23 protein-coding genes are annotated in these 23012 nt (G+C 44.1%); 2 read left to right on the top strand and 21 right to left on the bottom strand.

Annotated elements, in window-relative coordinates:
- Positions 1 to 213: transposase (locus tag L5M71_RS22055; protein WP_248943622.1), on the top strand; the 213-nt coding region annotated here is incomplete at its 5' end.
- Positions 214 to 386: 173 nt separating this feature from the next.
- Here L5M71_RS22055 and L5M71_RS22050 read toward each other — a convergent pair.
- The 16 genes from L5M71_RS22050 to mioC form a co-directional block, all read right to left on the bottom strand.
- A complete protein-coding gene (locus L5M71_RS22050; protein WP_263209792.1) occupies positions 387 to 2480 on the bottom strand; it encodes a TonB-dependent receptor in 2094 nt (697 codons plus the stop codon).
- Positions 2481 to 2756: 276 nt separating this feature from the next.
- Positions 2757 to 4121, bottom strand: coding sequence for a bifunctional UDP-N-acetylglucosamine diphosphorylase/glucosamine-1-phosphate N-acetyltransferase GlmU (gene glmU, locus L5M71_RS22045; RefSeq protein WP_113941420.1), 1365 nt, complete (start codon positions 4119 to 4121; stop codon positions 2757 to 2759).
- A gap of 475 nt (positions 4122 to 4596) precedes the next feature.
- Complete coding sequence (locus L5M71_RS22040; RefSeq protein WP_105250790.1) at positions 4597 to 5025, bottom strand: F0F1 ATP synthase subunit epsilon; 429 nt, start codon at positions 5023 to 5025, stop codon at positions 4597 to 4599.
- Between the two features lie 36 nt (positions 5026 to 5061).
- Entirely contained in the window at positions 5062 to 6453 is a 1392-nt protein-coding gene (gene atpD / locus L5M71_RS22035) for a F0F1 ATP synthase subunit beta (RefSeq protein ID WP_105250791.1), read from the bottom strand.
- Positions 6454 to 6488: 35 nt separating this feature from the next.
- The gene (atpG, locus tag L5M71_RS22030; protein ID WP_006084762.1) at positions 6489 to 7349 is read right to left on the bottom strand and encodes a F0F1 ATP synthase subunit gamma; all 861 of its coding nucleotides are present in this window, start codon (positions 7347 to 7349) and stop codon (positions 6489 to 6491) included.
- A gap of 50 nt (positions 7350 to 7399) precedes the next feature.
- On the bottom strand, positions 7400 to 8941 hold the full coding sequence (gene atpA / locus L5M71_RS22025) for a F0F1 ATP synthase subunit alpha (protein WP_168827626.1): 1542 nt from the start codon (positions 8939 to 8941) through the stop codon (positions 7400 to 7402).
- A gap of 14 nt (positions 8942 to 8955) precedes the next feature.
- A complete protein-coding gene (atpH, locus tag L5M71_RS22020; RefSeq protein ID WP_006083842.1) occupies positions 8956 to 9489 on the bottom strand; it encodes a F0F1 ATP synthase subunit delta in 534 nt (177 codons plus the stop codon).
- Positions 9490 to 9504: 15 nt separating this feature from the next.
- Complete coding sequence (gene atpF, locus L5M71_RS22015) at positions 9505 to 9975, bottom strand: F0F1 ATP synthase subunit B (RefSeq protein ID WP_006083841.1); 471 nt, start codon at positions 9973 to 9975, stop codon at positions 9505 to 9507.
- A 37-nt stretch (positions 9976 to 10012) separates the two neighbouring features.
- A complete protein-coding gene (gene atpE, locus L5M71_RS22010) occupies positions 10013 to 10264 on the bottom strand; it encodes a F0F1 ATP synthase subunit C (protein WP_006083840.1) in 252 nt (83 codons plus the stop codon).
- Positions 10265 to 10328: 64 nt separating this feature from the next.
- On the bottom strand, positions 10329 to 11123 hold the full coding sequence (atpB, locus tag L5M71_RS22005) for a F0F1 ATP synthase subunit A (protein ID WP_105250793.1): 795 nt from the start codon (positions 11121 to 11123) through the stop codon (positions 10329 to 10331).
- 12 nt (positions 11124 to 11135) lie between these two features.
- Positions 11136 to 11519, bottom strand: coding sequence for an ATP synthase subunit I (locus L5M71_RS22000; RefSeq protein ID WP_105250794.1), 384 nt, complete (start codon positions 11517 to 11519; stop codon positions 11136 to 11138).
- Positions 11520 to 11744: 225 nt separating this feature from the next.
- Positions 11745 to 12623 carry a ParB/RepB/Spo0J family partition protein gene (locus L5M71_RS21995; RefSeq protein ID WP_263209789.1) on the bottom strand — a complete coding sequence of 293 codons (879 nt, stop codon included), beginning with the start codon at positions 12621 to 12623 and terminating at the stop codon, positions 11745 to 11747.
- Between the two features lie 9 nt (positions 12624 to 12632).
- Positions 12633 to 13421 carry a ParA family protein gene (locus tag L5M71_RS21990; protein ID WP_131524522.1) on the bottom strand — a complete coding sequence of 263 codons (789 nt, stop codon included), beginning with the start codon at positions 13419 to 13421 and terminating at the stop codon, positions 12633 to 12635.
- Between the two features lie 73 nt (positions 13422 to 13494).
- Positions 13495 to 14115, bottom strand: coding sequence for a 16S rRNA (guanine(527)-N(7))-methyltransferase RsmG (rsmG, locus tag L5M71_RS21985; RefSeq protein ID WP_263209787.1), 621 nt, complete (start codon positions 14113 to 14115; stop codon positions 13495 to 13497).
- Between the two features lie 117 nt (positions 14116 to 14232).
- A complete protein-coding gene (gene mnmG / locus L5M71_RS21980) occupies positions 14233 to 16122 on the bottom strand; it encodes a tRNA uridine-5-carboxymethylaminomethyl(34) synthesis enzyme MnmG (RefSeq protein WP_263209784.1) in 1890 nt (629 codons plus the stop codon).
- A gap of 439 nt (positions 16123 to 16561) precedes the next feature.
- Positions 16562 to 17002 (bottom strand): FMN-binding protein MioC, encoded by a 441-nt coding sequence (gene mioC, locus L5M71_RS21975; protein WP_105250799.1) that lies wholly within the window; start codon positions 17000 to 17002, stop codon positions 16562 to 16564.
- A gap of 250 nt (positions 17003 to 17252) precedes the next feature.
- On the opposite strand from mioC, the gene L5M71_RS21970 reads away from it, so the two are divergent.
- Positions 17253 to 18806: an oligopeptide:H+ symporter gene (locus tag L5M71_RS21970; protein ID WP_131524519.1), complete on the top strand. Its 1554-nt coding sequence runs from the start codon at positions 17253 to 17255 to the stop codon at positions 18804 to 18806.
- Between the two features lie 84 nt (positions 18807 to 18890).
- Here the strand turns inward: L5M71_RS21970 and mnmE are convergent, their stop codons facing one another.
- From mnmE to rpmH, 5 genes are all read right to left on the bottom strand, one after another.
- Positions 18891 to 20252, bottom strand: a complete 1362-nt coding sequence (mnmE, locus tag L5M71_RS21965; RefSeq protein ID WP_263174237.1) for a tRNA uridine-5-carboxymethylaminomethyl(34) synthesis GTPase MnmE — start codon at positions 20250 to 20252, stop codon at positions 18891 to 18893.
- Positions 20253 to 20358: 106 nt separating this feature from the next.
- On the bottom strand, positions 20359 to 21987 hold the full coding sequence (yidC, locus tag L5M71_RS21960) for a membrane protein insertase YidC (RefSeq protein WP_105250801.1): 1629 nt from the start codon (positions 21985 to 21987) through the stop codon (positions 20359 to 20361).
- A 3-nt stretch (positions 21988 to 21990) separates the two neighbouring features.
- Positions 21991 to 22245, bottom strand: coding sequence for a membrane protein insertion efficiency factor YidD (yidD, locus tag L5M71_RS21955; RefSeq protein WP_006083829.1), 255 nt, complete (start codon positions 22243 to 22245; stop codon positions 21991 to 21993).
- Complete coding sequence (rnpA, locus tag L5M71_RS21950) at positions 22212 to 22568, bottom strand: ribonuclease P protein component (RefSeq protein ID WP_105250802.1); 357 nt, start codon at positions 22566 to 22568, stop codon at positions 22212 to 22214. Before rnpA ends, yidD begins: the two co-directional genes overlap by 34 nt.
- A 15-nt stretch (positions 22569 to 22583) precedes the next feature.
- A complete protein-coding gene (gene rpmH / locus L5M71_RS21945; RefSeq protein WP_006083827.1) occupies positions 22584 to 22721 on the bottom strand; it encodes a 50S ribosomal protein L34 in 138 nt (45 codons plus the stop codon).
- Between the last annotated feature and the right edge of the window lie 291 nt (positions 22722 to 23012).

Raw genomic sequence — 23012 nt, 5'->3', positions numbered from 1 at the left:
GGGAAATCTGTTATTCCAAGGCGCCGCTATAAGAATACACCTCAAGAAAGAGTCGATTGGTGCTTATATCGGTATCGACATTTAGTGGAGAATGCTTTTGGAAGAATTAAGCACTATCGAGCAATATCAACAAGATATGACAAGCTAGCAAGAAATTACGCCAGTATGGTGTCACTGGCGTTTATGTTAATGTGGCTGCCGATGTATTGCTGAACAACATTTGTACAGCAAAGATCAACAGACCCTAGTCATACGAAACACACTTTTGCATGATCCAAGCAATTTTTTTATCTGTCTAGCCAGTCAACTTGGAAATTAGCCCATAAAAAAGCAGTTTATCCTTTAGGGATAAACTGCTTTAAATGGATTAAAAATCCTAATAAGTATTAGAACTTAGCTTCAACTGCAACACTGAAGTTACGGTCTTGGCCAATAGTGACCATATTGTACTGACCACCATCGATATAATCGGTATCGAAGAGGTTTCTCACGTTGGCGCGAAGGCTCACATCTTTGCCCATGATATCCATAGTGTAGGCTGCACCTATATCGAAACGCACATAACCATCTTTAGTAATAGTGTTATCGAGATCGGCAAAACGCTCACCCACATAGATAGCACCGAAGTTCATCGCAAAATTGTCAGTCACTTCGTAACGGGTCCAGATATTGGCCGACCACTCAGGGGCATCAATCGGAGTTTTACCTTCACGGGCATCTCCCGTTTGATACTCTGCATCTAAATACATCATGGAAGAAGTCACAAACCAGCTATCACCGATTTGACCCTGTGCTCCCATTTCAAAGCCACGATGTTTCTGTTCACCACCCTGAGTAGTGATATCGGTATAATCACCAATTGGTGCAGATAATTTCTCTGAAATTGTGATGTTTTCGAGCGTAATATCGAATACCGCTGCGGTTAATAACAGGCTATCGTCAAACAATTCCCACTTAGTACCCAGTTCATATTGAATACCGTATTCTGGCTTTAAATTCAGGCCATCGTTGACATCGAATTTGTTATTTACCGCACCTTGTGGTGTAAAGCTTTTTGAATAGTTAACGTAAATATTGCCATTACTCATTGGCGAGTAGATCACACCAAACTTAGGCGATACGGCATAGCTATTTTCGCCATAACCATCTTTTTTCTGTTCGTCGTAACGCACGCCAGCAAGCAATTTCCATTGCTCATTAAGCGTCATTAAGTCCTGTAAATAGAAACCGTAATACTTGTATTCGCTTGGGGTACCTTTTTTGCCATTGTGGTAATCAAGATCTGGCTCAATTACCGCTTGCCCAGAAATAACGGTTTGAGTTGCCCCACGCTGAATTTGCTGCTGGTAGAAATAGTCTAAGTAGTTAGCCCCAATAAGGAATTGGTGCTCCATGCCCGCTAAGGCAAATTCACCCGTAAAGTCCACGAAAGCGGTTTTATGCTGCCAGTCGTCGTAACGATCGAATGGTTTGATACTATACCCCTTAGTGAATGGGTCTTCAGTATATTGGGGAGCTGAATCAAAACGTTGACGATTAAATTGTTGATCGTTATAGCCGACTTTAACTTTCCAATCATCACTCATCTGCCAAGTTAGATCGGCACCTAAGTTAGAGACTGTGTTATCGGTAAAGGCCCAAGGTGCATCCCATACGGTTTTACGTTCACCGATAACATTACCTTGTTTATCTAACCAACCACCCGCATCTATGCCCGCTTTATCTTGGGTGTGATCGTACTTAACCGATAACAGAACATCATCACTGATATCAAATTCCAAGTTTAAGTAACCCAACCAGCGATCACGCTCTTGGTTTTCATCTGTGGTCGAATATTCACGCCAGTATTTAGTATCTTGCTTCACTAACACGCCGCGATAACGAATGCTTTGTGCGTCGTTTAAACTGCCGCCCGCATCTAGCTGAGCACGGGTTGAACCGTAGCCATCCGTATCAAAACCAAGATCTAACATTGAATCATAGGTCGGTTTCTTAGTGACCATATTCACTAAACCACCAGGGCCAGATTGGCCGTACAACATGCTCGAAGGACCTTTCAATACTTCGACTTGCTGTAAAGTTTCAATTGGTTGTACGTAGTGAGACCATTGTTGATGGCCATTAATAAGATAACCGTTACCCGAATCGAGCTCGAAGCCGCGGATACTGAAGACTTGACGGTTCCAGCGCGTGGTTCCCGCCGTCACACTGGAGTCGTTAACTAAAACCTCGGCAAGGTTAGTGGCCAACTGTTCATCGGTCACAAAATCGGGGATCACATTAACTGACTGTGGGGTATCCATTAAGTCGATATCGCCACGCATGGCACCCGATGCACTACCGACTTTATAGTCGTTAAAAGTACGGCCAGTCACATTGATGCGCTCAATATTTTTATCGCTCGCCACTTCTGCAATAACCGGCATAGCCATTAATGCCGAGCCTACAGCTAAACCTATAACTGAATATTTAAATACCATTGCCAACACCTCAAATAGACCTTTCGTCTTAGAATTGCAGGCAATATAAATGAGAAGTGTTTTTATTTTCTCTTCTTTACGAAAATTTACAATTGCGTGTGATAGTGATCAAATTAACTTAAAAACCAACAATTTGCCCATACCACAAAAACATGAAGAAAATCTTAATTATTAAGCATTACTTAATAAAAAGGCTTTTTAGTGCAAAACATTGAACACAATAAAGATAAAAGCGGCACATGGCCGCTTTTTTGACATTAAGTTGAGTTTTAAAACTTACTTTTTAATTTTCACTGGACGTTGCCAACCAGTGAGGTGTTTTTGTTTAACACGAGTGATCACTAACTCATTCTCACCTACATCACGGGTAATCGTTGAACCGGCCCCTAAAGTTGCCCCTTTACCTATGGTCACTGGAGCCACCAACTGAGTGTCAGAGCCGACAAAGACGTTATCTTCGATAACAGTAAGATGCTTATTCGCGCCATCATAGTTGCAGGTAATAGTACCAGCACCAATGTTGACGCCATCACCAATGATGGCATCGCCTAAATAGGCTAAGTGCCCTGCTTTTGATCCCACGCCAATCACCGCTTTTTTCACTTCAACAAAGTTGCCTATATGTGCATCTTGCTTAAGCTCTGCGCCGGGACGTAAACGGGCAAATGGGCCAGCACTGGCAGCAACGCCAAGCGTAGCACCTTCGATAATAGAGTAAGGCTTGATCTCAGCATCATCGGCAATCTCGCAATCAATTAAAATCGCGCCTGCGCCAATAGTGACATTATTACCCAAGGTCACTTTGCCTTCGAATATCACATTAATATCGATCATCACATCCATACCAACAGTGACTTCACCACGGATATCGATACGGCTTGGGTCGCGAAGGTTCGCTCCCGCCAACATGAGTTTTTCGGCTTCACGAGCTTGGTAAGCACGTTCAAGTTGCGCTAATTGTACGCGATTATTAGCGCCTTCCACTTCAATGGCCGATTGTGGCTGAGCAGTATCAATAGCAACGCCATCAGCGTGCGCCATAGCAATAATATCCGTTAGATAATATTCGCCTTGGGCATTATTGTTCGATAAACGGCTCAACCAAGTTTTAAGTTGTTTACCCGGAACCGCCATGATGCCGGTGTTAATTTCGTTGATCAGCAACTGTTCTGCAGTCGCATCTTTTTGCTCAATAATTCCAATGACTTTTCCTTGCTCACGGACAATACGGCCATAACCCATAGGATTCGCTAAATTCACTGTTAAAATAGCAACGCCATTTTCAGGACGGGCGGCGAGTAAGGCTTCGAGAGTTGATGTCTGGATCAACGGCACATCGCCATAAAGAATAAGTACTGTATCGCTGTCGGCGATATGTGGGCTAGCCTGTGCAACCGCATGACCTGTGCCTAATTGCTCGGCTTGCAATACCCAGTTAAGTTGTTGCTCACCCAAACAGGCTTGTAGCTTGTCGGCACCATAACCATAGACTAACTGAATAGAGTCACTGCCAACTTTATTAGCGGTATCGATGACATGTTGCACCATGCTCTTATGGGCGATGGGATGTAATACCTTAGGAAGATCAGAGCGCATCCGTGTTCCCTTGCCAGCCGCTAAGATCACTACATTTAATGCCATTACCATATCCTTGAACAAATACCCAAGAGGGTGAAAAATTACGGTCGTATACCAATCACATTAAATATCTAATCAGTTCAGAGCCTCACAGGCATCTCAATCCAAGGCGCATTGACGCAGAAATGGTTATTCCCTTTTAAATCAATGCAACACGGGAGTGGGATGCCTGTGAGGCTCCCGAAGGGCGGCCGATGTTAAATACATGGCAGCGCGCTTTATACTGCGTTTAAGGCTTTCGACAGAGCACCACTATGCCTTCAAGCCTTCGCCTTGTCTAAAGCGCGTTGAACTCCCGCTGAATGAACAGATATTTAATACGATTGGTATTAGTGGCGCAATTTTAACGGAAAGCACATCGAAAAGCGAAGTAGATAGCGATGCTAATCAATCAAAGACATGCAAGAATGCCAATCTATCCCATTTTTAGACACAAAAAAGGCGACCATAGGGTCGCCTTTTTTCACAAACAATAACCTTATCTGGCAATGTTTTTCTTGATGGTTTCAACAACACGTAATTGAGCCATAGCCTTAGCTAACTCAACCATAGCCGCGTCATAATTGAAGTCAGCGCCAGCAGTTGCCATATGGGCTTCTGCACGACGCTTAGCTTCTAATGCCGCTTGCTCATCAATATCTTTGGCACGCATAACCACATCAGCCAATACGGAGACAGAAGAAGGCTGCACTTCCAGAATACCACCTGAAAGGTAAAACACTTCTTCACTGCCGTCTTGCTTGACGATGCGCGCCATGCCAGGTTTGATATAACTAAGCAAAGGAGCGTGGCCATGCATTATGCCCAACTCACCTTCAGAACCAGTCACTTGCAGCGAAGCTACACGACCAGAGAAGATTTTGCTCTCTGCGCTTACAATATCAAGATGTACTGTCATGGCTGCCATCCCGTTCTCCTTAAAAAACTAAGTATTACTACCTAGTTATTTCTTTTTGTTCGCTTTCTCGATGACTTCATCGATTGAGCCAACCATGTAGAACGCTTGTTCTGGCAGGTGATCAAACTCACCGTTCAAAATACCCTTAAAGCCACGGATAGTGTCTTTCAGAGAAACGTACTTACCAGGAGATCCAGTAAAGACTTCTGCTACGAAGAAAGGCTGAGATAAGAAACGCTCAATCTTACGAGCACGGAATACGACAGTCTTGTCTTCATCAGACAATTCATCCATACCCAGAATCGCAATAATGTCTTTCAGCTCTTTGTAACGTTGCAGTACAGTTTGCACGCCGTTAGCAACGTCATAATGCTCTTGGCCAACAACCAATGGATCTAATTGACGTGAAGTCGAATCCAATGGGTCAACCGCTGGGTAAATACCCAGAGAAGCAATTTGACGTGACAGTACAACAGTCGCATCTAAGTGAGCGAAGGTTGTTGCTGGTGACGGATCGGTCAAGTCATCCGCAGGTACGTATACCGCTTGTACAGAAGTAATAGAACCCGTCTTAGTTGAAGTGATACGCTCTTGCAGAACGCCCATCTCTTCAGCCAATGTTGGTTGATAACCTACCGCAGAAGGCATACGACCTAACAGTGCAGATACTTCAGTACCGGCTAAGGTATAACGGTAGATGTTGTCAACGAACAACAGTACGTCACGACCTTCGTCACGGAACTTCTCTGCCATAGTCAGACCAGACAGTGCAACACGCAAACGGTTACCTGGAGGCTCGTTCATCTGACCATAAACCATGGCCACTTTGTCGAGAACGCCAGAATCTTTCATCTCGTAGTAGAAGTCGTTACCTTCACGAGTACGTTCACCTACACCGGCGAATACAGAAAGACCCGAGTGGGCTTTAGCGATGTTGTTAATCAGTTCCATCATGTTAACTGTTTTACCAACACCCGCACCACCGAACAAACCGACTTTACCGCCCTTAGCGAATGGACAAACAAGGTCGATAACCTTGATGCCAGTCTCTAACAGTTCAGTAGAGCTTGATTGATCTTCGTATGAAGGAGCTGTACGGTGAATAACATAACGCTCTTCTTCACCGATTGGACCCGCTTCATCAATAGGCTCGCCTAATACGTTCATGATACGGCCAAGAGTGGCGGTACCAACTGGAACAGTAATAGGTGAACCTGAGTTTACTACTTCAAGACCACGACGCAGACCGTCAGAAGAACCCATAGCGATGGTACGAACTACACCACCACCTAGCTGTTGCTGAACTTCCAGCACCAAACCATTACACGGGCCTTCACCTACGATTTTCAGAGCGTCATATACTTGAGGTACGGCATCTTGTGGGAACTCTACGTCCACAACCGCGCCAATCACTTGGACAACAGTACCTGTGCTCATGATTAATCCTCTAAAACTTGTATTCGTTACCTAACCTAAACCGCAGAGGCACCAGAAACAATTTCCGACAGTTCCTGCGTAATAGCAGCCTGACGGGCCTTGTTATAGACCAGTTGCAAGTCGTTGATAAGCTCACCCGCGTTGTCTGTTGCCGACTTCATTGCTACCATACGGGCAGCTTGTTCAGAGGCAATGTTTTCAACAACACCTTGGTAAACCTGAGATTCTACATAACGGACCAATAAAGTATCCAAAAGTGCTTTTGGATCTGGCTCGTAGATATAATCCCAACGATGAGCAGTTTCATCATCTTCTGATTTAGGCAAAGGTAGCAGCTGCTCGATCACAGGAGTCTGCGTCATAGTATTCACAAATTTGTTAAATACCACGTACAGACGATCCAGCTTGCCTTCGTTGTAAGCTTCTAGCATGACACCGACTGTCCCGATCAAGTCAGCGAGCTTTGGAGCATCGCCTAAACCTGAAGCGTGAGCAGACACTTGTCCACCGAAGTTTTTGAAAAACTGCACACTACGTGCGCCGATAGGGCAAAATTCAAATTCTGCACCTTGGGCTTTCCAGCTTTTCACGTCTGCAATAACCTTTTTGAAAAGGTTAACGTTCAGACCACCACAAAGGCCACGGTCGGTTGCTACAACAATGTAACCAACCCGCTTAGCCTCTCTCACCTCCAAATAGGGGTGTTTATACTCGAGAGAACCTTGCGCGACGTGACCGATCACCTTACGCATGCTTTCCGCATATGGACGGCTCGCAGCCATGCGTTCCTGCGCTCTGCGCATTTTGCTGGCTGCCACCATTTCCATGGCGGACGTGATCTTCTGAGTGTTTTTCACACTCGCGATCTTGGTTTTAATCTCTTTAGCGCCGGCCATCTCTACTCTCCAATCTGGACCTGAGGTGTCTTAAGACACCTCTATCATTGTTACCAGGTTTGGGTTGCTACGAACTTGTCGAGGCCAGCTTTTAATTCAGCTTCGATATCAGCGCTATAATCGCCAGTATCATTGATAAGCTTCATTAAAGGAGCATGCTCGCTGTTCATGAACGAGAGCAGAGCGGCTTCGAAATTACCGACCTTATTCAGCTCAACACTCTTCAGGTAACCTTTTTCAGCTGAGAAAATAGACACAGCTTGAGCGGCTACGCTCATAGGAGCATATTGCTTTTGCTTCATCAGTTCGGTAACACGCACACCATGCTCAAGCTGAGCACGTGTTGCATCGTCAAGATCAGATGCAAATTGCGAGAACGCAGCAAGCTCACGATACTGTGCTAGTGCGGTACGAATACCACCAGACAGTTTCTTGATGATCTTAGTCTGAGCCGCACCACCAACACGAGAAACAGAAATACCTGGGTTAACCGCTGGACGTAGGCCAGAGTTAAACAGATCGGTCTCAAGGAAGATCTGACCATCGGTAATAGAAATTACGTTGGTCGGTACGAATGCAGAAACGTCACCCGCTTGCGTTTCAATAATAGGCAGCGCGGTTAAAGAACCAGTTTTGCCAGTTACTGCACCTTTAGTGAACTTCTCTACATAAATCGCGTTAACGCGTGATGCACGCTCTAATAAACGTGAGTGTAGATAGAATACGTCACCAGGGTAAGCTTCACGGCCTGGTGGACGCTTGAGCAGTAACGAAATTTGACGATAAGCAACTGCTTGCTTAGACAAATCATCGTATACGATCAAAGAATCTTCACCGCGGTCACGGAAGTATTCACCCATAGAACAACCAGAATATGGCGCTAAGTATTGTAGAGCAGCGGCTTCAGAAGCAGTTGCAACAACAACGATAGTGTTAGCTAAAGCACCGTGTTCTTCTAGCTTGCGTACTACGTTAGCGATAGTAGAAGCCTTTTGGCCAATCGCGACGTACACACATTTAATGCCAGAATTTTTCTGGTTGATAATTGCGTCGATCGCCATTGCTGTTTTACCAGTTTGACGGTCGCCAATGATCAATTCACGTTGACCACGACCGATAGGGATCATGGCATCAACGGCTTTGTAACCAGTTTGAACTGGTTGATCAACAGACTGACGTTCAATAACACCTGGTGCGATAACTTCAATTGGCGAGAAACCATCGTTATCGATAGGTCCTTTACCGTCAATTGGCTCACCTAGAGTGTTAACAACGCGGCCAAGAAGACCGCGGCCAACTGGAACTTCCAGAATACGGCCAGTCGTTTTCACTTTTACGCCTTCTGCTAAATCAGCATAAGGACCCATTACTACGGCACCGACAGAATCACGTTCAAGGTTCAACGCGATTGCAAAACGGTTACCAGGCAGTTCGATCATCTCACCTTGCATCACGTCGGCTAGGCCGTGGATGCGGATGATGCCGTCACTTACCGCAACGATAGTACCTTCGTTACGAGATTCGCTAACGACTTCGAACTGCTCGATCCGCTGCTTAATCAGATCGCTGATTTCAGTGGAATTCAGTTGCATGCTCAAACTCCCAATTACGACTGCAGCTTATCAGACAGACGCGATAACTTACCGCGGACCGAGCCATCGATGACTAGGTCTCCTGTCTTAATGATTACACCGGCGATGAGCGCGGCGTCAGTGCTACAATTCAGCTTAACTTTGCGTGCGAGACGTTTCTCTAAAGAAATACTAATCTGCTGTTGTTGTTCAGAGCTCAGCTCAGTTGCAGAAACCACATCGGCTTCTACTTCTTTTGCCCACTCATTACGGTATTCAGTAAATAACTGAGATACAGCAGGTAGCACCTTTAAGCGACCGTTTTCAGCCATTACCTTTATCAGGTTCTGACCTTGCACATTGACTTGCTCACCACACACACTAATAAAGAGTGCTGCGAGCTTAGTGCTGGCTAAAGAGCCAGCTAACAGTGGTTGCATGGTTTCGTTTTCACTCACCAATGCGGCAAACGTGAGCATTTCAGCCCAAGAATCCACTGCATCTTGTTCAATAGCAAAGTCAAAAGCTGCCTTTGCGTAAGGGCGAGCGATGGTGGTTAATTCAGCCATAACTCAACTCCCTTATCAAATTTCAGCGACTAGTTTATTAACTATGTCACTGTGGGCGGCTGGATCAATAGAACGCTCAAGGATCTTCTCAGCACCCATGATGGCAAGAGTAGCAACCTGCTTACGCAGATCCTCTTTGACGCGATTACGTTCAGCTTCAATTTCTGCTTTACCCTGAGCGATGATTTTAGCACGCTCAGCGTCTGCTTCGGTTTTGGCTTCTTCAACTATTTGAGCTTTACGCTTGTTAGCTTGCTCAATAATTTCATTAGCCGTTACCTTGGCTTCTTTTAGTTGGTCAGTCGCTTTCGCTTGTGCCAACTCCAGGTCTTTTACCGCACGATCAGCATCAGCTAGACCGTCAGCAATCCTTTTTTGGCGCTCTTCGATGGCATTCATCAAAGGGGGCCATACAAACTTCATGCAAAACCACACGAAGATGATAAAGGCGACCGTCTGACCGATTAGGGTAGCGTTGAAATTCACAACAGCCTCCTATTTAGAGTTAAGACAGAAGCGTTTTTTACAGCATTGCACCCAGTGGGTTGGTAAATAGCATAAATAATGCGATACCAACACCGATCATAGTTACGGCGTCAAGAAGACCCGCTACGATGAACATTTTAACTTGTAGCATAGGAGCCATTTCTGGTTGACGCGCAGCGCCTTCCAAGAACTTACCGCCTAATAAGCCGAAACCGATTGCAGTACCAAGAGCACCCATACCAATCAGCAGAGCAACAGCGATAGCTGTCATGCCTAAAATCGTTTCCATCTGTATCTCCAGTATCTAAATCTATATTAGTTGATGATTTAGTTTAAAATTTCTTCAGCAATCCTTAATGATCTTCATGCGCCATGCTTAAATAAACAATGGTCAACATCATGAAGATAAACGCCTGCAGCGTGATAACCAAAATGTGGAATATTAACCAGCCCAGTTGCAGAGTCACACCTAGGGTAGATAATAACAAGTTGGTACCATACATCAGCGCAATAAGGATGAAGATCAACTCACCTGCGTACAAGTTACCAAAGAGTCGCAATGCCAATGAAATTGGCTTAGCAATCAAAGTAACAGTCTCTAATAGGAGGTTGACGGGTATCATTGCCTTATGGTTAAAGGGCTGTAGTGTCAATTCTTTAACAAACCCAGACACACCTTTGACCTTAATGCTGTAAAAAATAATCAGCACGAACACACCAATAGCTAAGCTAAAGGTAATGTTAACGTCAGTCGTCGGAACCGCTTTTAGATAGGGAATACCCATTAAACTTGCTGCGTGAGGCAGCCAATCTACAGGGATCATATCCATGAAGTTCATCATGAATACCCATACAAAAATGGTCAGAGCTAAAGGCGCGATCAGAGCATTGCGACCATGAAAACTTTCTTTCACGCTGTTATTTACGAACTCGACGATAATCTCAACAAAACATTGCAGTTTGCCAGGAACACCGGAAGTCGCTTTTTTACCAACGCTGCGGAAAATCCACAGGAACAGAACACCAAGACCAACCGAAAAGAACAACGAATCAATGTGCCATGTCCAAAAGCCTTCACCAACACTTAAGTTGGTAAGGTGATGTTGGATATAGCCCTGCGGTGTTAACGCTTCACCAGTTGCAGCCATGATTCATCCCACTTAACTTTGCTTGAAGTATAAAGGAGCTGTCCAATGCACGATTAGCGTCAGCACATAACAAACAAAAAGCGGCATAAAAGCGACCTTAAGATTGATAAACACAAACGAAAACATTGCGATGGTTAACAGCAACTTTACCGCTTCCCCCCAGTAAAAAGTCTTTATGACTTTTGCAGCTGAACTTGCTCCCGTGTGGGAGAAAGCGAGGGTTGCGAATACAAAATTAGGGAGCACAGCGATTGAACCACCTGCTAATGCAGAATAGCCAAACTGAACTCCCCACACGGCGAAAAAGAGAATTGAAGCACCCCCAGCGACCGCCGCCTGCATCATCACCAATTTATAGGCTGACCACCGGCCACGACGCGCTAAAACCTTACTCAATTCATCCTCTCCGCATTCATACTTTTTGTTTCGATGACCGGATGACAAATACCCGTATTTATGTCGATGCACAAAAAGCTTGCGAAAGTATACCTTTTCACGCCTTCATTGCAACTTTGAGATAAGGAAAAACAACACTTTTAACGTGATCTCGCGCCAAACGAGTTAAAATGTAAGATTAGCATCTGTCACAAATTTACATTAAAAACTGTTAATCTACAGACATTAATGAATTTTACTAAGAATTCCGTCTAATTCAGCCAGATTCTGATAGTTAATTACAATTTTACCCGTGCCCTTACTGCTATGAGCGATCGAAACTTTGGCACCTAATCTTTCAATTAACTGCTGCTCTAAACGACAAACATCTTGATCTTTAGTCGTAGTTTCGGCTTGTTTAGGCGGATTTAAGGTTTGATTAATTAATCGTTCAGTTTCGCGAACGGTTAATTCCTTAGCGGCCACTAATCTCGCAAGATTTGTTTGTTCTTCTCCCTCAATTGCCAACAAAGCGCGAGCATGACCCATATCAATGTCGCCATACTCGAGTAGACGCTTAACCGGCTCATTTAAGCCGTTTAAACGTAACAAGTTAGATACACTCGCTCTGGATTTTCCCACAACATCGGCAACCTGTTGGTGAGTCAGTTCAAACTCTTGCATTAAACGTTGCAATGCAATGGCTTCTTCCATGGCATTTAAGTCTTCACGCTGGATGTTTTCAATCAAAGCAATAGCAACAGCGGCTTCATCAGCTACTTGCTTTACTATGCAGGGGATTTTATTCAAGCCAGCAAGTTGCGCAGCACGCCAACGACGTTCACCCGCAATGATCTCATACATGTTACTCGTTACTTGTCTCACAACGATAGGCTGAATAATGCCTTGGTTGCGGATAGAGTGTGCCAGTTCTTCCAACGCTTCGGGGGACATGTCTTTACGAGGTTGATACTTACCTGGCTGTAATAAGTCTAAATCGAGATGGATAAGCTCTTCTTTTTTATCGACAACATCAGCTTCGTCAGTGTGCTTTTTACTGGCGGCATGACTGTTACTCAGTAGGGCATCTAACCCTTTGCCTAATCCTCTTTTTTTCAACGTCATGGTGATCCTTTACGCTTGCTTAGCCTGAGTTTGTTGTTCTGAACGACGGATCATTTCACCCGCAAGCGCTAGATACGCCTTAGCGCCAGCACTCGATTTATCGTAATACATAGCAGGCGCTCCAAAACTTGGTGCTTCTGCTAGCCTCACATTACGTGGGATAACAGTACGATAGACTTTGTCACCAAAATGTTGTTTTAGCTGATCGGACACATCATTAGATAAACGATTACGCGGATCATACATAGTACGTAAAATGCCTTCGATGCCAAGTCCAGGATTAACCATAGCAGCGAGCTTAGTGATGGTATCAATCAGTGCCGTTAAGCCTTCGAGGGCATAATATTCACACTGCATAGGCACGAGTACAGAGTCGGCCGCAGACATAGCATTTACGGTCAACATGTTCAATGAAGGAGGACAGTCGATGAAGATATAATCATATTGATCTTTGATCGGTGCGAGCGCGTTACGCAAACGAACCTCACGGGCAAAAAACTCCATCAATTTGATTTCTGCCGCAGTGACATCGCCATTACTGGCGATCAGATCATACTTACCTGCAGTGTTTTTAATGACGATCTCGTCGAAAGATTTTTCTTCAACCAATAATTCATAGGCTGTATTAGCTACGTCATACTTATCGACACCGCTCCCCATGGTGGCATTACCTTGAGGATCGAGATCGATCAATAATACTTTACGTTTTGTTGCTGCTAACGAAGCGGCGAGGTTAACGCAAGTAGTTGTTTTTCCTACGCCACCTTTCTGGTTAGCCACGGCAATCACTTTACCCACAATATCACCCTGTATGTAAATGCTGGTTTATTGCCCTTGCTTATAAATGATTTATTTATCACTTTTAAGCCTGTTATTCTTTGATTATCTTCAATAAATGTCTTTTTTCATCGAGTTTAGGCACCTTAAGCTCGATAACTTCTTTCACCACAAATCCATTTGGAATATGTTGCATCTCTTCATCATTCAACTGGCCTTTAAGTGCATAAAACTGTCCGTGTTCAGCGGGGAGATGATGGCACCAAGTCAGCATATCTTGGATTGAGGCAAATGCACGACTTAATACGCCGTCGAATTTATCCTCCGGTTGATAAGCTTCTACGCGGCTTTCAACTGAGCTGATGTTATGTATGCCTAATCCAAAGGACACTTGTTTTTGAAAACGAATACGTTTACCTAAGCTGTCCAATAACACAAATTGTTTATCGGGGTTCATAATGGCTAACGGGATCCCAGGTAAACCCGGTCCAGTGCCTACATCGATAAAACATTCACCTTGCAGGTGTTTTGAAACTACTAAACTGTCCATGATATGACGGATCAGCATAGCTTCGGGATCTCTCACCGATGTCAGGTTATAGGCTTTATTCCATTTGTTGAGCATGCCAACAAAATCAATTAGTTGTTTTTTCTGCTCGGCGGTGGCGGGCAAATTAATTTCGGCTAAATAAGCCTCTAACTGGGCAGATAACACTGAGCAACCTCAACAAATATACGATTATGAACGCGAAGGCTATTATGAAGCCCGAAAACGATGAAGGGAAGCCTGAATGCTTCCCTTCTATGACCTAAACAGCGATTAAGCTAGCTTTTACGCACTCTTACGTAATAAGCCACGCTTTTTAAGGTGAACCAACAAAATTGAAATAGCCGCAGGCGTAATACCAGAGATCCGTGAGGCTTGGCCTATGGTTTCTGGTTTATGGTTATTTAACTTAGCAATCACCTCATTCGACAAGCCCGGTACTTCTTTGTAATCGAGCGTCAAAGGTAAACCTGTGTTCTCATTACGCACAGCTTTGTTGATCTCTTCCTGCTGACGTTGAATATAACCAGAATACTTAACTTGGATCTGAACTTGCTCAGCCGCCTGTGGGTCTTCAAGCCCTGGACCAAAACCTTCGATCTGCATCAACTTGCTGTAATCCATTTCTGGACGACGCAGTAATTCTTCAAATGATGCTTCGCGAGAGATCGGCGTATTCAAGTGTGGGTTTAACGCATGGATCAAAGGTGAATTTGGATGCACCCATTGAGCGCGCAAACGTTGTAACTCAAGTTCGATCGATTCTAACTTCTCACTAAATGCCGCCCAGCGAGTGTCGTCAACTAAACCTAATTCGCGGCCTTTTGCCGTTAAGCGAATATCAGCGTTATCTTCACGGAGTAACAAACGGTATTCGGCACGGCTAGTAAACATGCGGTACGGTTCTTTGGTACCCAGAGTCGATAAATCATCAACTAGTACTCCAAGATACGCTTCGTCACGGCGTGGACACCAGGCTTCTTTGCCTTGTATTTGCAGTGAGGCATTCATGCCTGCTAATAAACCTTGAGCACCGGCTTCTTCATAACCTGTAGTGCCGTTTATTTGGCCAGCAAAGAATAAACCGTTGATTGCTTTGGTTTCTAATGAGTTTTTCAGATCTCTTGGATCGAAATAATCGTATTCGATCGCATAACCTGGACGCATGATTTCTGCGTTTTCCATGCCTTTGATCGAACGTACTAAATTCAACTGTACATCGAAAGGTAAGCTAGTAGAGATCCCGTTAGGATAGATCTCATTGGTATTTAAACCTTCTGGTTCGATGAAGATCTGATGCGAAGATTTATCCGCAAAACGGTGGATCTTGTCTTCAATCGATGGGCAATAACGTGGACCAATACCTTCGATGACGCCTGAATACATAGGGCTTCTGTCTAAACCACCACGAATAATTTCATGGGTTTTTTCATTGGTGTGAGTGATCCAGCAAGAAATTTGCTTTGGATGATGACTGACATCGCCCATAAACGACATCACAGGCAATGGAGAATCGCCTTTCTGTTCAGCCATTTGAGAAAAATCAATCGTGTTTGCATCGATACGTGGTGGGGTACCTGTTTTTAAACGGCCGACTCGGATCGGTAATTCACGTAATCGATTTGCTAAAGCAATCGCTGGTGGATCGCCTGCACGGCCACCGCTGTAGTTTTCTAAGCCTATATGAATTTTGCCGCTTAAGAATGTACCTGTTGTTAATACAACAGCTGGAGATTCAAAGGCTAAACCCATTTGGGTAACTACACCAACTACTTGATGATTTTCAACAATTAAGTCATCTACGGCTTGTTGGAAAATACGTAAGTTAGGTTGGTTTTGTAATATATTTTGGATTTTTTGACGATACAGTGCACGGTCAGCTTGTGCACGTGTTGCTCGTACTGCTGGGCCTTTACTTGAATTTAAGGTTCTAAATTGGATCCCTGCATAATCGGTTGCGATTGCCATTGCACCACCTAAGGCGTCAATTTCTTTCACTAAATGGCCTTTGCCTATGCCACCGATCGCTGGATTACATGACATTTGTCCTAACGTATCGATATTGTGCGTTAGTAATAATGTTTTTGATCCCATTCTTGCTGCTGCCAACGCGGCTTCAGTTCCGGCATGACCACCACCAACAACAATAACATCAAACCGTTCATGAAAATGCATGCCACTACCTTCAATTGCTAAGAGACTCAGTACGAGCCGAGCATTTTAGCATTTGCTTCGTCTTAGGTGAATGATCATTTTACGCTGTTCGATCGAGATGATCCGGACTAATAGATCTTAAGATCTTTATATAGATCTTCTTATTATGTTTACTATTAGGATCGCGTTTTTCTGTGCATAACCCAAATTCATTATATAAATCATTAATTAGCGCGATCTTGATCCTGTGATCTGATCGCGATCTAATGTCATTAAACATGGGGATAGATCGCCTACTTATCCACAAGGCGGATCATTAAGCAGATCGGACTGTGAATAGTACAGAGGTTGATCAGATCTAAATAATAGCTTATCCACATGTTTATACTTTAAATAAGTAAATTGTGGATAAATAGGATCTAAACTGTACATAGATCGGGACCTTATCCAATAAGCGATCTTAAATGTCCTGTTGCCATTGTGCTAACCATGCAAGGGCTGGGTCTTCCGGCACAGGATCAAGCTGTACATCGATCTGGATCTTATCCACAAAGGCTTTTGCATCGCAGTCTTGAATGGCCGAAATTAATTTTTCTGGGCCTTGGCAAAAGGTATCGTAACTTGAGTCACCAATTGCACATAAGGCAAAGTTTACTTGGCTGAGATCCGGTTTTTGCTCGGTAATTTCGTTGAAAAAAGGCTGAATATTATCTGGAAGATCACCAGCTCCATGAGTTGATGACACGATAATCCACAGTGCATGGGTGTCTATTTCGCACAATGTTGGGGTTAAATGAACTTGAACTTGGTGTCCTTGCTCCGTTAATTGGGCCATCATTTCGTCGGCAACATACTCTGCACTGCCCAATGTTGTACCAACGATTACTTCAATCTTTGCCATTATGATTTCTCAGTGTGTTGTTGTTTTTAAAACTAATTTCAATTAAATAGATAGCTGAATGGCTATTATTATGTTCATCATAAAGGAAATGTGGATAGGACCACAGAAGCAATATGTGATTTTTGCAGTTTTTGCATCCTTTATATAAGGTTGGTTTCGCTTACATGTTACCTTTAGCTTCTTGATACATAATTAATATATTTAAAAAGTTAATTTCATTTAAAATCAAATAATTATAATAGGATGATCCATGACAACACCCGTAAATGCGCCCCAGTGGCCACGGCAAATTCCTTACATCATAGCCAGTGAAGCTTGTGAACGTTTTAGCTTTTACGGTATGCGGAATATTCTTACCCCATTCTTGATGACAGCACTTTTGTTGTCTATTCCAGAAGAACTGCGCGGAACTATGGCTAAGGATGTGTTCCATTCCTTTGTCATTGGAGTGTACTTTTTCCCGTTACTCGGGGGTTGGATTGCCGATCGTTTTTTCGGTAAATACAATACTATCTTATGGTTAAGTTTAATTTACTGTGTTGGCCATGCGTTTCTCGCTATTTTTGAACACAGTATTCAAGGGTTTTATACGGGATTATTTTTAATTGCGCTCGGATCGGGCGGGATTAAGCCCTTGGTTTCTTCCTTTATGGGAGATCAATTTGATCAAACCAATAAAACATTGGCGCAGAAAGCGTTTGATCTGTTTTATTTTACGATTAACTTTGGCTCCTTCTTTGCCTCGTTATCTATGCCATTACTATTGAAATATTATGGTGCTGCGGTCGCATTTGGGATCCCTGGTGTCTTAATGTTTATTGCAACTGTGTTCTTCTGGTTAGGTCGAAAACGTTATGTGCATATGCCACCCGAGCCGAAAAATCCCCATGGTTTTTTACCCGTTATTCGTACCGCATTGCTCACTAAAATCGCTGGTCAAGCCAACATAGGTTTAGTGTTAGCTTTAGTTGGGATAATTTCTGCAGCGTATGCCTTAGTGAATATTCCAACCTTAGGTATCGTTGCTGGTTTGTGTTGTGCGTTAGTGCTAGTGATGGGATTTGTTGGCGCTGGGGCTTCATTGCAACTCGAACGCGCTAGGGGGATCCATCCGGATATCGCCGTTGATGGGGTGCGTTCAGTACTACGGATCTTAATCTTATTTGCTTTAGTGACTCCTTTTTGGTCTTTGTTCGATCAGAAAGCGTCCACATGGATACTGCAAGCCAATGACATGTCTAAACCGGAATGGTTTGAACCCGCCATGATGCAAGCTTTAAACCCATTATTAGTTATGTTACTTATCCCATTTAATAACTTTGTGTTATATCCGGCGATTGAGCGCATGGGTATAAAGTTAACTGCTTTGCGTAAAATGGGGGCTGGGATTGCCATCACGGGCGTGAGTTGGATAGTCGTTGGTAGCATTCAATTGGTGATGGATGGCGGCTCGGTATTATCAATATTTTGGCAGATTGTGCCCTATGCTTTGCTCACCTTTGGTGAAGTATTAGTCTCTGCCACTGGGCTAGAGTTTGCCTACAGCCAAGCGCCTAAAGCCATGAAAGGCACTATTATGAGTTTTTGGACCTTATCTGTGACCGTAGGTAACTTATGGGTGTTACTGGCGAACGTCAGTGTGAAAAGTCCGGCTGTGACTGAGCAAATTGCCCAGACGGGGATCAGTATTACCGCATTTCAGATGTTTTTCTTTGCTGGTTTTGCCATCTTGGCAGCATTGATGTTTGCGCTTTATGCAAGATCCTATCAAATGCAAGATCATTACCGCCACGTCGAATCATGAGGATGGGTGGAAATATTCGGTTGTAGATAAAAAATCAGCCCATATTGTATGGGCTGATTTATCTGGAAATAATATTAAGGTTAGTTATTTTCCGATACAGAAAGAGCTGAAAATCTTGCCGAGTAAATCGTCAGAAGTGAAGCGGCCAGTGATTTCTGATAGTGCTAATTGGCACATGCGTAACTCTTCTGCCAGCAGTTCTCCTGCTAGATACACTTCTAATTGTTCTTTACCTAATTGCAGATGGCTTGCGGCGAGTTCAAGGGCTTCTAAGTGACGACGTCGGGCGATAAAGCCACCTTCGAGGTTACTCTGGTAGCCCATGAGTGATTTTAAATGCTGCTTTAACTGTTCTACACCTAAGCCTGTTTTCGCCGAGATCCGGTAAACACTATAACCTTGTTCCTCTGTCATCATTAAGTCTTCGCCAGTGAGATCGGCTTTATTGCGGATCACTGTCACACCTAAATTTGAGGGCAGGCGATCGACAAAGTCAGGCCAAATATCATGGGGATTAACGGCGGCAGTGGTGGTGCCATCCACCATGAATAGCACTCGATCGGCACTGTTTATTTCATTCCACGCGCGTTCTATACCAATTTGTTCAACGGTATCTGTCGTATCACGTAGACCTGCGGTATCTATAATGTGCAGCGGCATGCCATCTAAGTGGATGTGCTCACGTAATACATCCCGTGTTGTACCGGCAATTTCGGTAACAATAGCCGATTCTTTACCGGCTAAGGCATTTAATAAGCTGGATTTTCCGGCGTTAGGACGACCCGCGATCACGACTTTCATGCCTTCGCGGATGATAGAACCTTGTTTAGCACTGGCTTGCACTAGGTCGAGTTTGTCGATGATTTTATAGAGTGCATTGGCAATTTTGCCATCACTTAAAAAGTCGACTTCTTCATCGGGGAAATCAATCGCAGCTTCTACATATAAACGTAGGTTAGTGACTTGATCCACCAGCTCATGGACTTCCTTAGAAAATTCACCCTGGAGTGATTGCAGAGCGCTTTTAGCCGCTTGCTCACTGGTGGCATCGATAAGATCGGCAATCGCTTCGGCTTGGGTTAAGTCTAGCTTGTCGTTCATAAAGGCTTGTTCGCTGAACTCACCGGGTTTGGCTATTCGAATACCACCGACTTCCATTACACGTTTGATCAGCATGTCTAGAACGATTTGGCCGCCGTGGCCTTGAAGCTCCAATACATCTTCGCCAGTAAAGGAATTGGGGCCTTTAAAAAACAGCGCTATGCCTTGGTCGATTACTTGGCCTGTTGCACTTTTAAAGTCGCAATAATCGGCATATCTTGTTTTAGGAAGATGACCCAATAAGGCCATAGCGACATCACTGGCCTTGTTGCCTGAAATTCGGATGATGCCAACGCCGCCACGTCCGGGCGCGGTGGCTTGAGCCACGATAGTGTCAGTTGTCACGGAAATACCCACCAAACTAATATCTACCAAATCATGTAAAGGAAAAGGCGGCTAATTAAGCCGCCTTTAGTATTATTTTCACTTTATGCTTTGCTAAAGGTAGGGCTTATTTTAAGCCTTTTTTCTCAAGACCTGCATAAATAATCTTCTGCTGCGTGATGGCAACTATGTTACCTACTAACCAGTACAGTACTAGACCTGATGGGAACCACAGGAAGAATACGGTAAAGATTACTGGCATCCATTGCATCATTTTCACTTGCATTGGATCCATTGTCGGCGCAATTGGTTGCATCTTCTGCATTACAAACATAGAGACGCCCATCAGCAGCGGCAGTATGTAGTAAGGATCTTGTACCGATAAATCGTGGATCCACAGCATAAATGGTGCATGACGTAATTCGAAGCTTTCTAGCAATACCCAGTATAAGGCAATGAAGATTGGCATCTGTAAAATAATAGGTAAACAGCCACCCATAGGGTTAACTTTTTCTTTCTTATACAGTTCCATCATGGCTTGACCCATCTTTTGACGGTCATCACCAAAGCGTTCTTTCAAATCTGTCAGCTTAGGTTGCAGATTACGCATCTTCGCCATTGAGGTGTACTGCGCTTTTGTCAGCGGGAACAGTAAACCACGAACGGTTAACGTGATCAGAATAATTGCCACACCCCAGTTACCGACGAATGATTGATAGAACATCAATAGCCAGTGAATAGGAACTGCTAACCACCATAAGAAACCGTAATCGACCACGAGATTTAAGGTTTCAGAAATCGCTGACAGTGCCGCTTGATCCTTAGGACCAACATAGAACTGTGAGCTAATTTCTTGGCTGGCACCAGGTGCAATATCGTATACCGCGCCGCGGAAACCAATATTAGCTAAACCGCCAGCACTGACACTAGAAAAAATAGTGTTGCTGTCAGTTGCGGGTGGCACCCAAGCTGAAACGAAATAGTGTTGTAACATGGCTGCCCAACCGCCTAAAGTGGCTTGGTTCAGGTTACTTTTGGCCATGTCGTCAAAGTTGTATTTTTCATAGCGCACATCATTCGTTGAGAACGCACCACCACGATAGGTAGGCATCATCATGCTGCTTTCAGATGGCTTGATCGTTTGTTTAATCTGACCGTACATCTGAACTTGCAGTGGTGCTGCTGAAGTGTTGTTGATTTTATAGTCAACATCTATGTTGAACTTACCGCGATGGAATACGAACACTTTAGTGTAAGTCACACCATTGTCAGCAATATAAGTTAACGGTACTTCTAAGGTATCTTGGCCTTCGGCTAAGGTATATTCAGTTGCCGTTGTGCTAAATGCGGCACGGCCTTTTGCGCTGCTATCTATACCATCGCGACCAATTAGGCCGCTTTGAGCGATATAAGTGAAATCATTCGTTTGCTCAAGCAATACGAATGGTTGATCTTTCTCTAGTTCTTTTTTGTGCGAAACTAACGCAGCAAAAACGATGTCACCACCCACTGGATTGATCTGAATGTCTAACTGATCTGTTTTTACCGTAATCAGTTTGCTGTTTGCAGTAACTGCTGCAGCAGGAACACCTGTATCAGCTTCTGGAACATCGGCACTGTGCGAGCTTGCCGCGTTCGCCACTAAGGACGATTCGGTTGCAACGGGTTTAGGAGCTTTGTCTGCTTGCCACTGTTGCCACAGCAAAAAGCTGACAAACAGTAGTCCTATGAGCAATATATTGCGTTGAGATTCCATAGCCTATTTATTACACCTATCATTTTTAGGGGGGACGGGATCACTACCGCCGGGATGTAAAGGGTGACATTTTAATATGCGTTTCAATGCAAACCAACAACCTTTCGCGGTTCCATGCACTTTTATTGCTTCAATAGCGTAGTGAGAGCAGGTGGGATTGAAACGGCATCGAGGGCCCAGTATAGGGCTTATGAATACTTGATAGCCACGAATTAACGTGGTCGCTAGCCATTGTAGCGGCGACTGAGTTTGCGCCATAGCTTTTCTATCAATTTGTTGATTTCAGCGTTTTCCATTTCCATCACGCCATTTCTGACAAGCACAACAATATCAAGATGAGGAATGTCGTGTTGATTTAAGCGAAAACTATCTCTGATCACGCGCTTAATACGGTTACGTTGATTGGCGCGTTTTACATAGCGTTTAGCAACAGTAAGGCCCATACGCGGATGTTGTTCCGTGTTAGGAATAGCGAGCAAGGTAATTTCAGCAGAAGATGCTTTGATGGGATTGGAAAATACAGATTTAAATTGCGCGGGAGTTAACAAACGTAACTCCCGCGAAAAGGTATAGCTAGTCAACTAGTTACCCACTTATTAAGCAGATAAACGAGCGCGACCTTTCGCACGACGACGTGCAAGCACCTTACGGCCGCCTACAGTAGCCATACGAGCGCGGAAGCCGTGAGAACGCTTGCGCTTCAGGTTGCTAGGTTGAAAAGTACGTTTACTCATGATGGCAATCCGTCTTTGTTATTAGTGAACATATCCTTATCTCTAGGATAGAGGTAAGGGCAAAAAAGAGGCCGAATTGTAATCACAATACTTAGTCACGTCAACAACGAAAGTAAGTAAGTGCTTTATTTCTGCCAGCGTATCCTTAGATCAATCCCCAGAATACACCATAAGATGTGGATAACTCTGTGCACGGACACTACATGTAGTAGTGCAGGGGATCTTCGAGCCGATCGAAGGGGCGCCATTATAGATCAATGTGGATCGCTTAATAAAGCAGGATTTGCGGTT

The sequence above is a fragment of the Shewanella sp. SW1 genome (genome assembly GCF_025653545.1).
GTDB classification, from domain to species: domain Bacteria; phylum Pseudomonadota; class Gammaproteobacteria; order Enterobacterales; family Shewanellaceae; genus Shewanella; species Shewanella oncorhynchi.
This window is presented reverse-complemented; position numbering and strand designations above follow the sequence as displayed.

Excerpts from the sequence above, each read along its gene's own strand:
- L5M71_RS22050 (WP_263209792.1), bottom strand. The coding sequence starts at position 2,480 with ATGGTATTTAAATATTCAGTTATAGGTTTAGCTGTAGGCTCGGCATTA.
- glmU (WP_113941420.1), bottom strand. The coding sequence starts at position 4,121 with ATGGCATTAAATGTAGTGATCTTAGCGGCTGGCAAGGGAACACGGATG.
- L5M71_RS22040 (WP_105250790.1), bottom strand. The coding sequence starts at position 5,025 with ATGGCAGCCATGACAGTACATCTTGATATTGTAAGCGCAGAGAGCAAA.
- atpD (WP_105250791.1), bottom strand. The coding sequence starts at position 6,453 with ATGAGCACAGGTACTGTTGTCCAAGTGATTGGCGCGGTTGTGGACGTA.
- atpG (WP_006084762.1), bottom strand. The coding sequence starts at position 7,349 with ATGGCCGGCGCTAAAGAGATTAAAACCAAGATCGCGAGTGTGAAAAAC.
- atpA (WP_168827626.1), bottom strand. The coding sequence starts at position 8,941 with ATGCAACTGAATTCCACTGAAATCAGCGATCTGATTAAGCAGCGGATC.
- atpH (WP_006083842.1), bottom strand. The coding sequence starts at position 9,489 with ATGGCTGAATTAACCACCATCGCTCGCCCTTACGCAAAGGCAGCTTTT.
- atpE (WP_006083840.1), bottom strand. The coding sequence starts at position 10,264 with ATGGAAACGATTTTAGGCATGACAGCTATCGCTGTTGCTCTGCTGATT.
- atpB (WP_105250793.1), bottom strand. The coding sequence starts at position 11,123 with ATGGCTGCAACTGGTGAAGCGTTAACACCGCAGGGCTATATCCAACAT.
- L5M71_RS21995 (WP_263209789.1), bottom strand. The coding sequence starts at position 12,623 with ATGACGTTGAAAAAAAGAGGATTAGGCAAAGGGTTAGATGCCCTACTG.
- mnmG (WP_263209784.1), bottom strand. The coding sequence starts at position 16,122 with ATGCATTTTCATGAACGGTTTGATGTTATTGTTGTTGGTGGTGGTCAT.
- mioC (WP_105250799.1), bottom strand. The coding sequence starts at position 17,002 with ATGGCAAAGATTGAAGTAATCGTTGGTACAACATTGGGCAGTGCAGAG.
- L5M71_RS21970 (WP_131524519.1), top strand. The coding sequence starts at position 17,253 with ATGACAACACCCGTAAATGCGCCCCAGTGGCCACGGCAAATTCCTTAC.
- yidC (WP_105250801.1), bottom strand. The coding sequence starts at position 21,987 with ATGGAATCTCAACGCAATATATTGCTCATAGGACTACTGTTTGTCAGC.
- yidD (WP_006083829.1), bottom strand. The coding sequence starts at position 22,245 with ATGGCGCAAACTCAGTCGCCGCTACAATGGCTAGCGACCACGTTAATT.
- rpmH (WP_006083827.1), bottom strand. The coding sequence starts at position 22,721 with ATGAGTAAACGTACTTTTCAACCTAGCAACCTGAAGCGCAAGCGTTCT.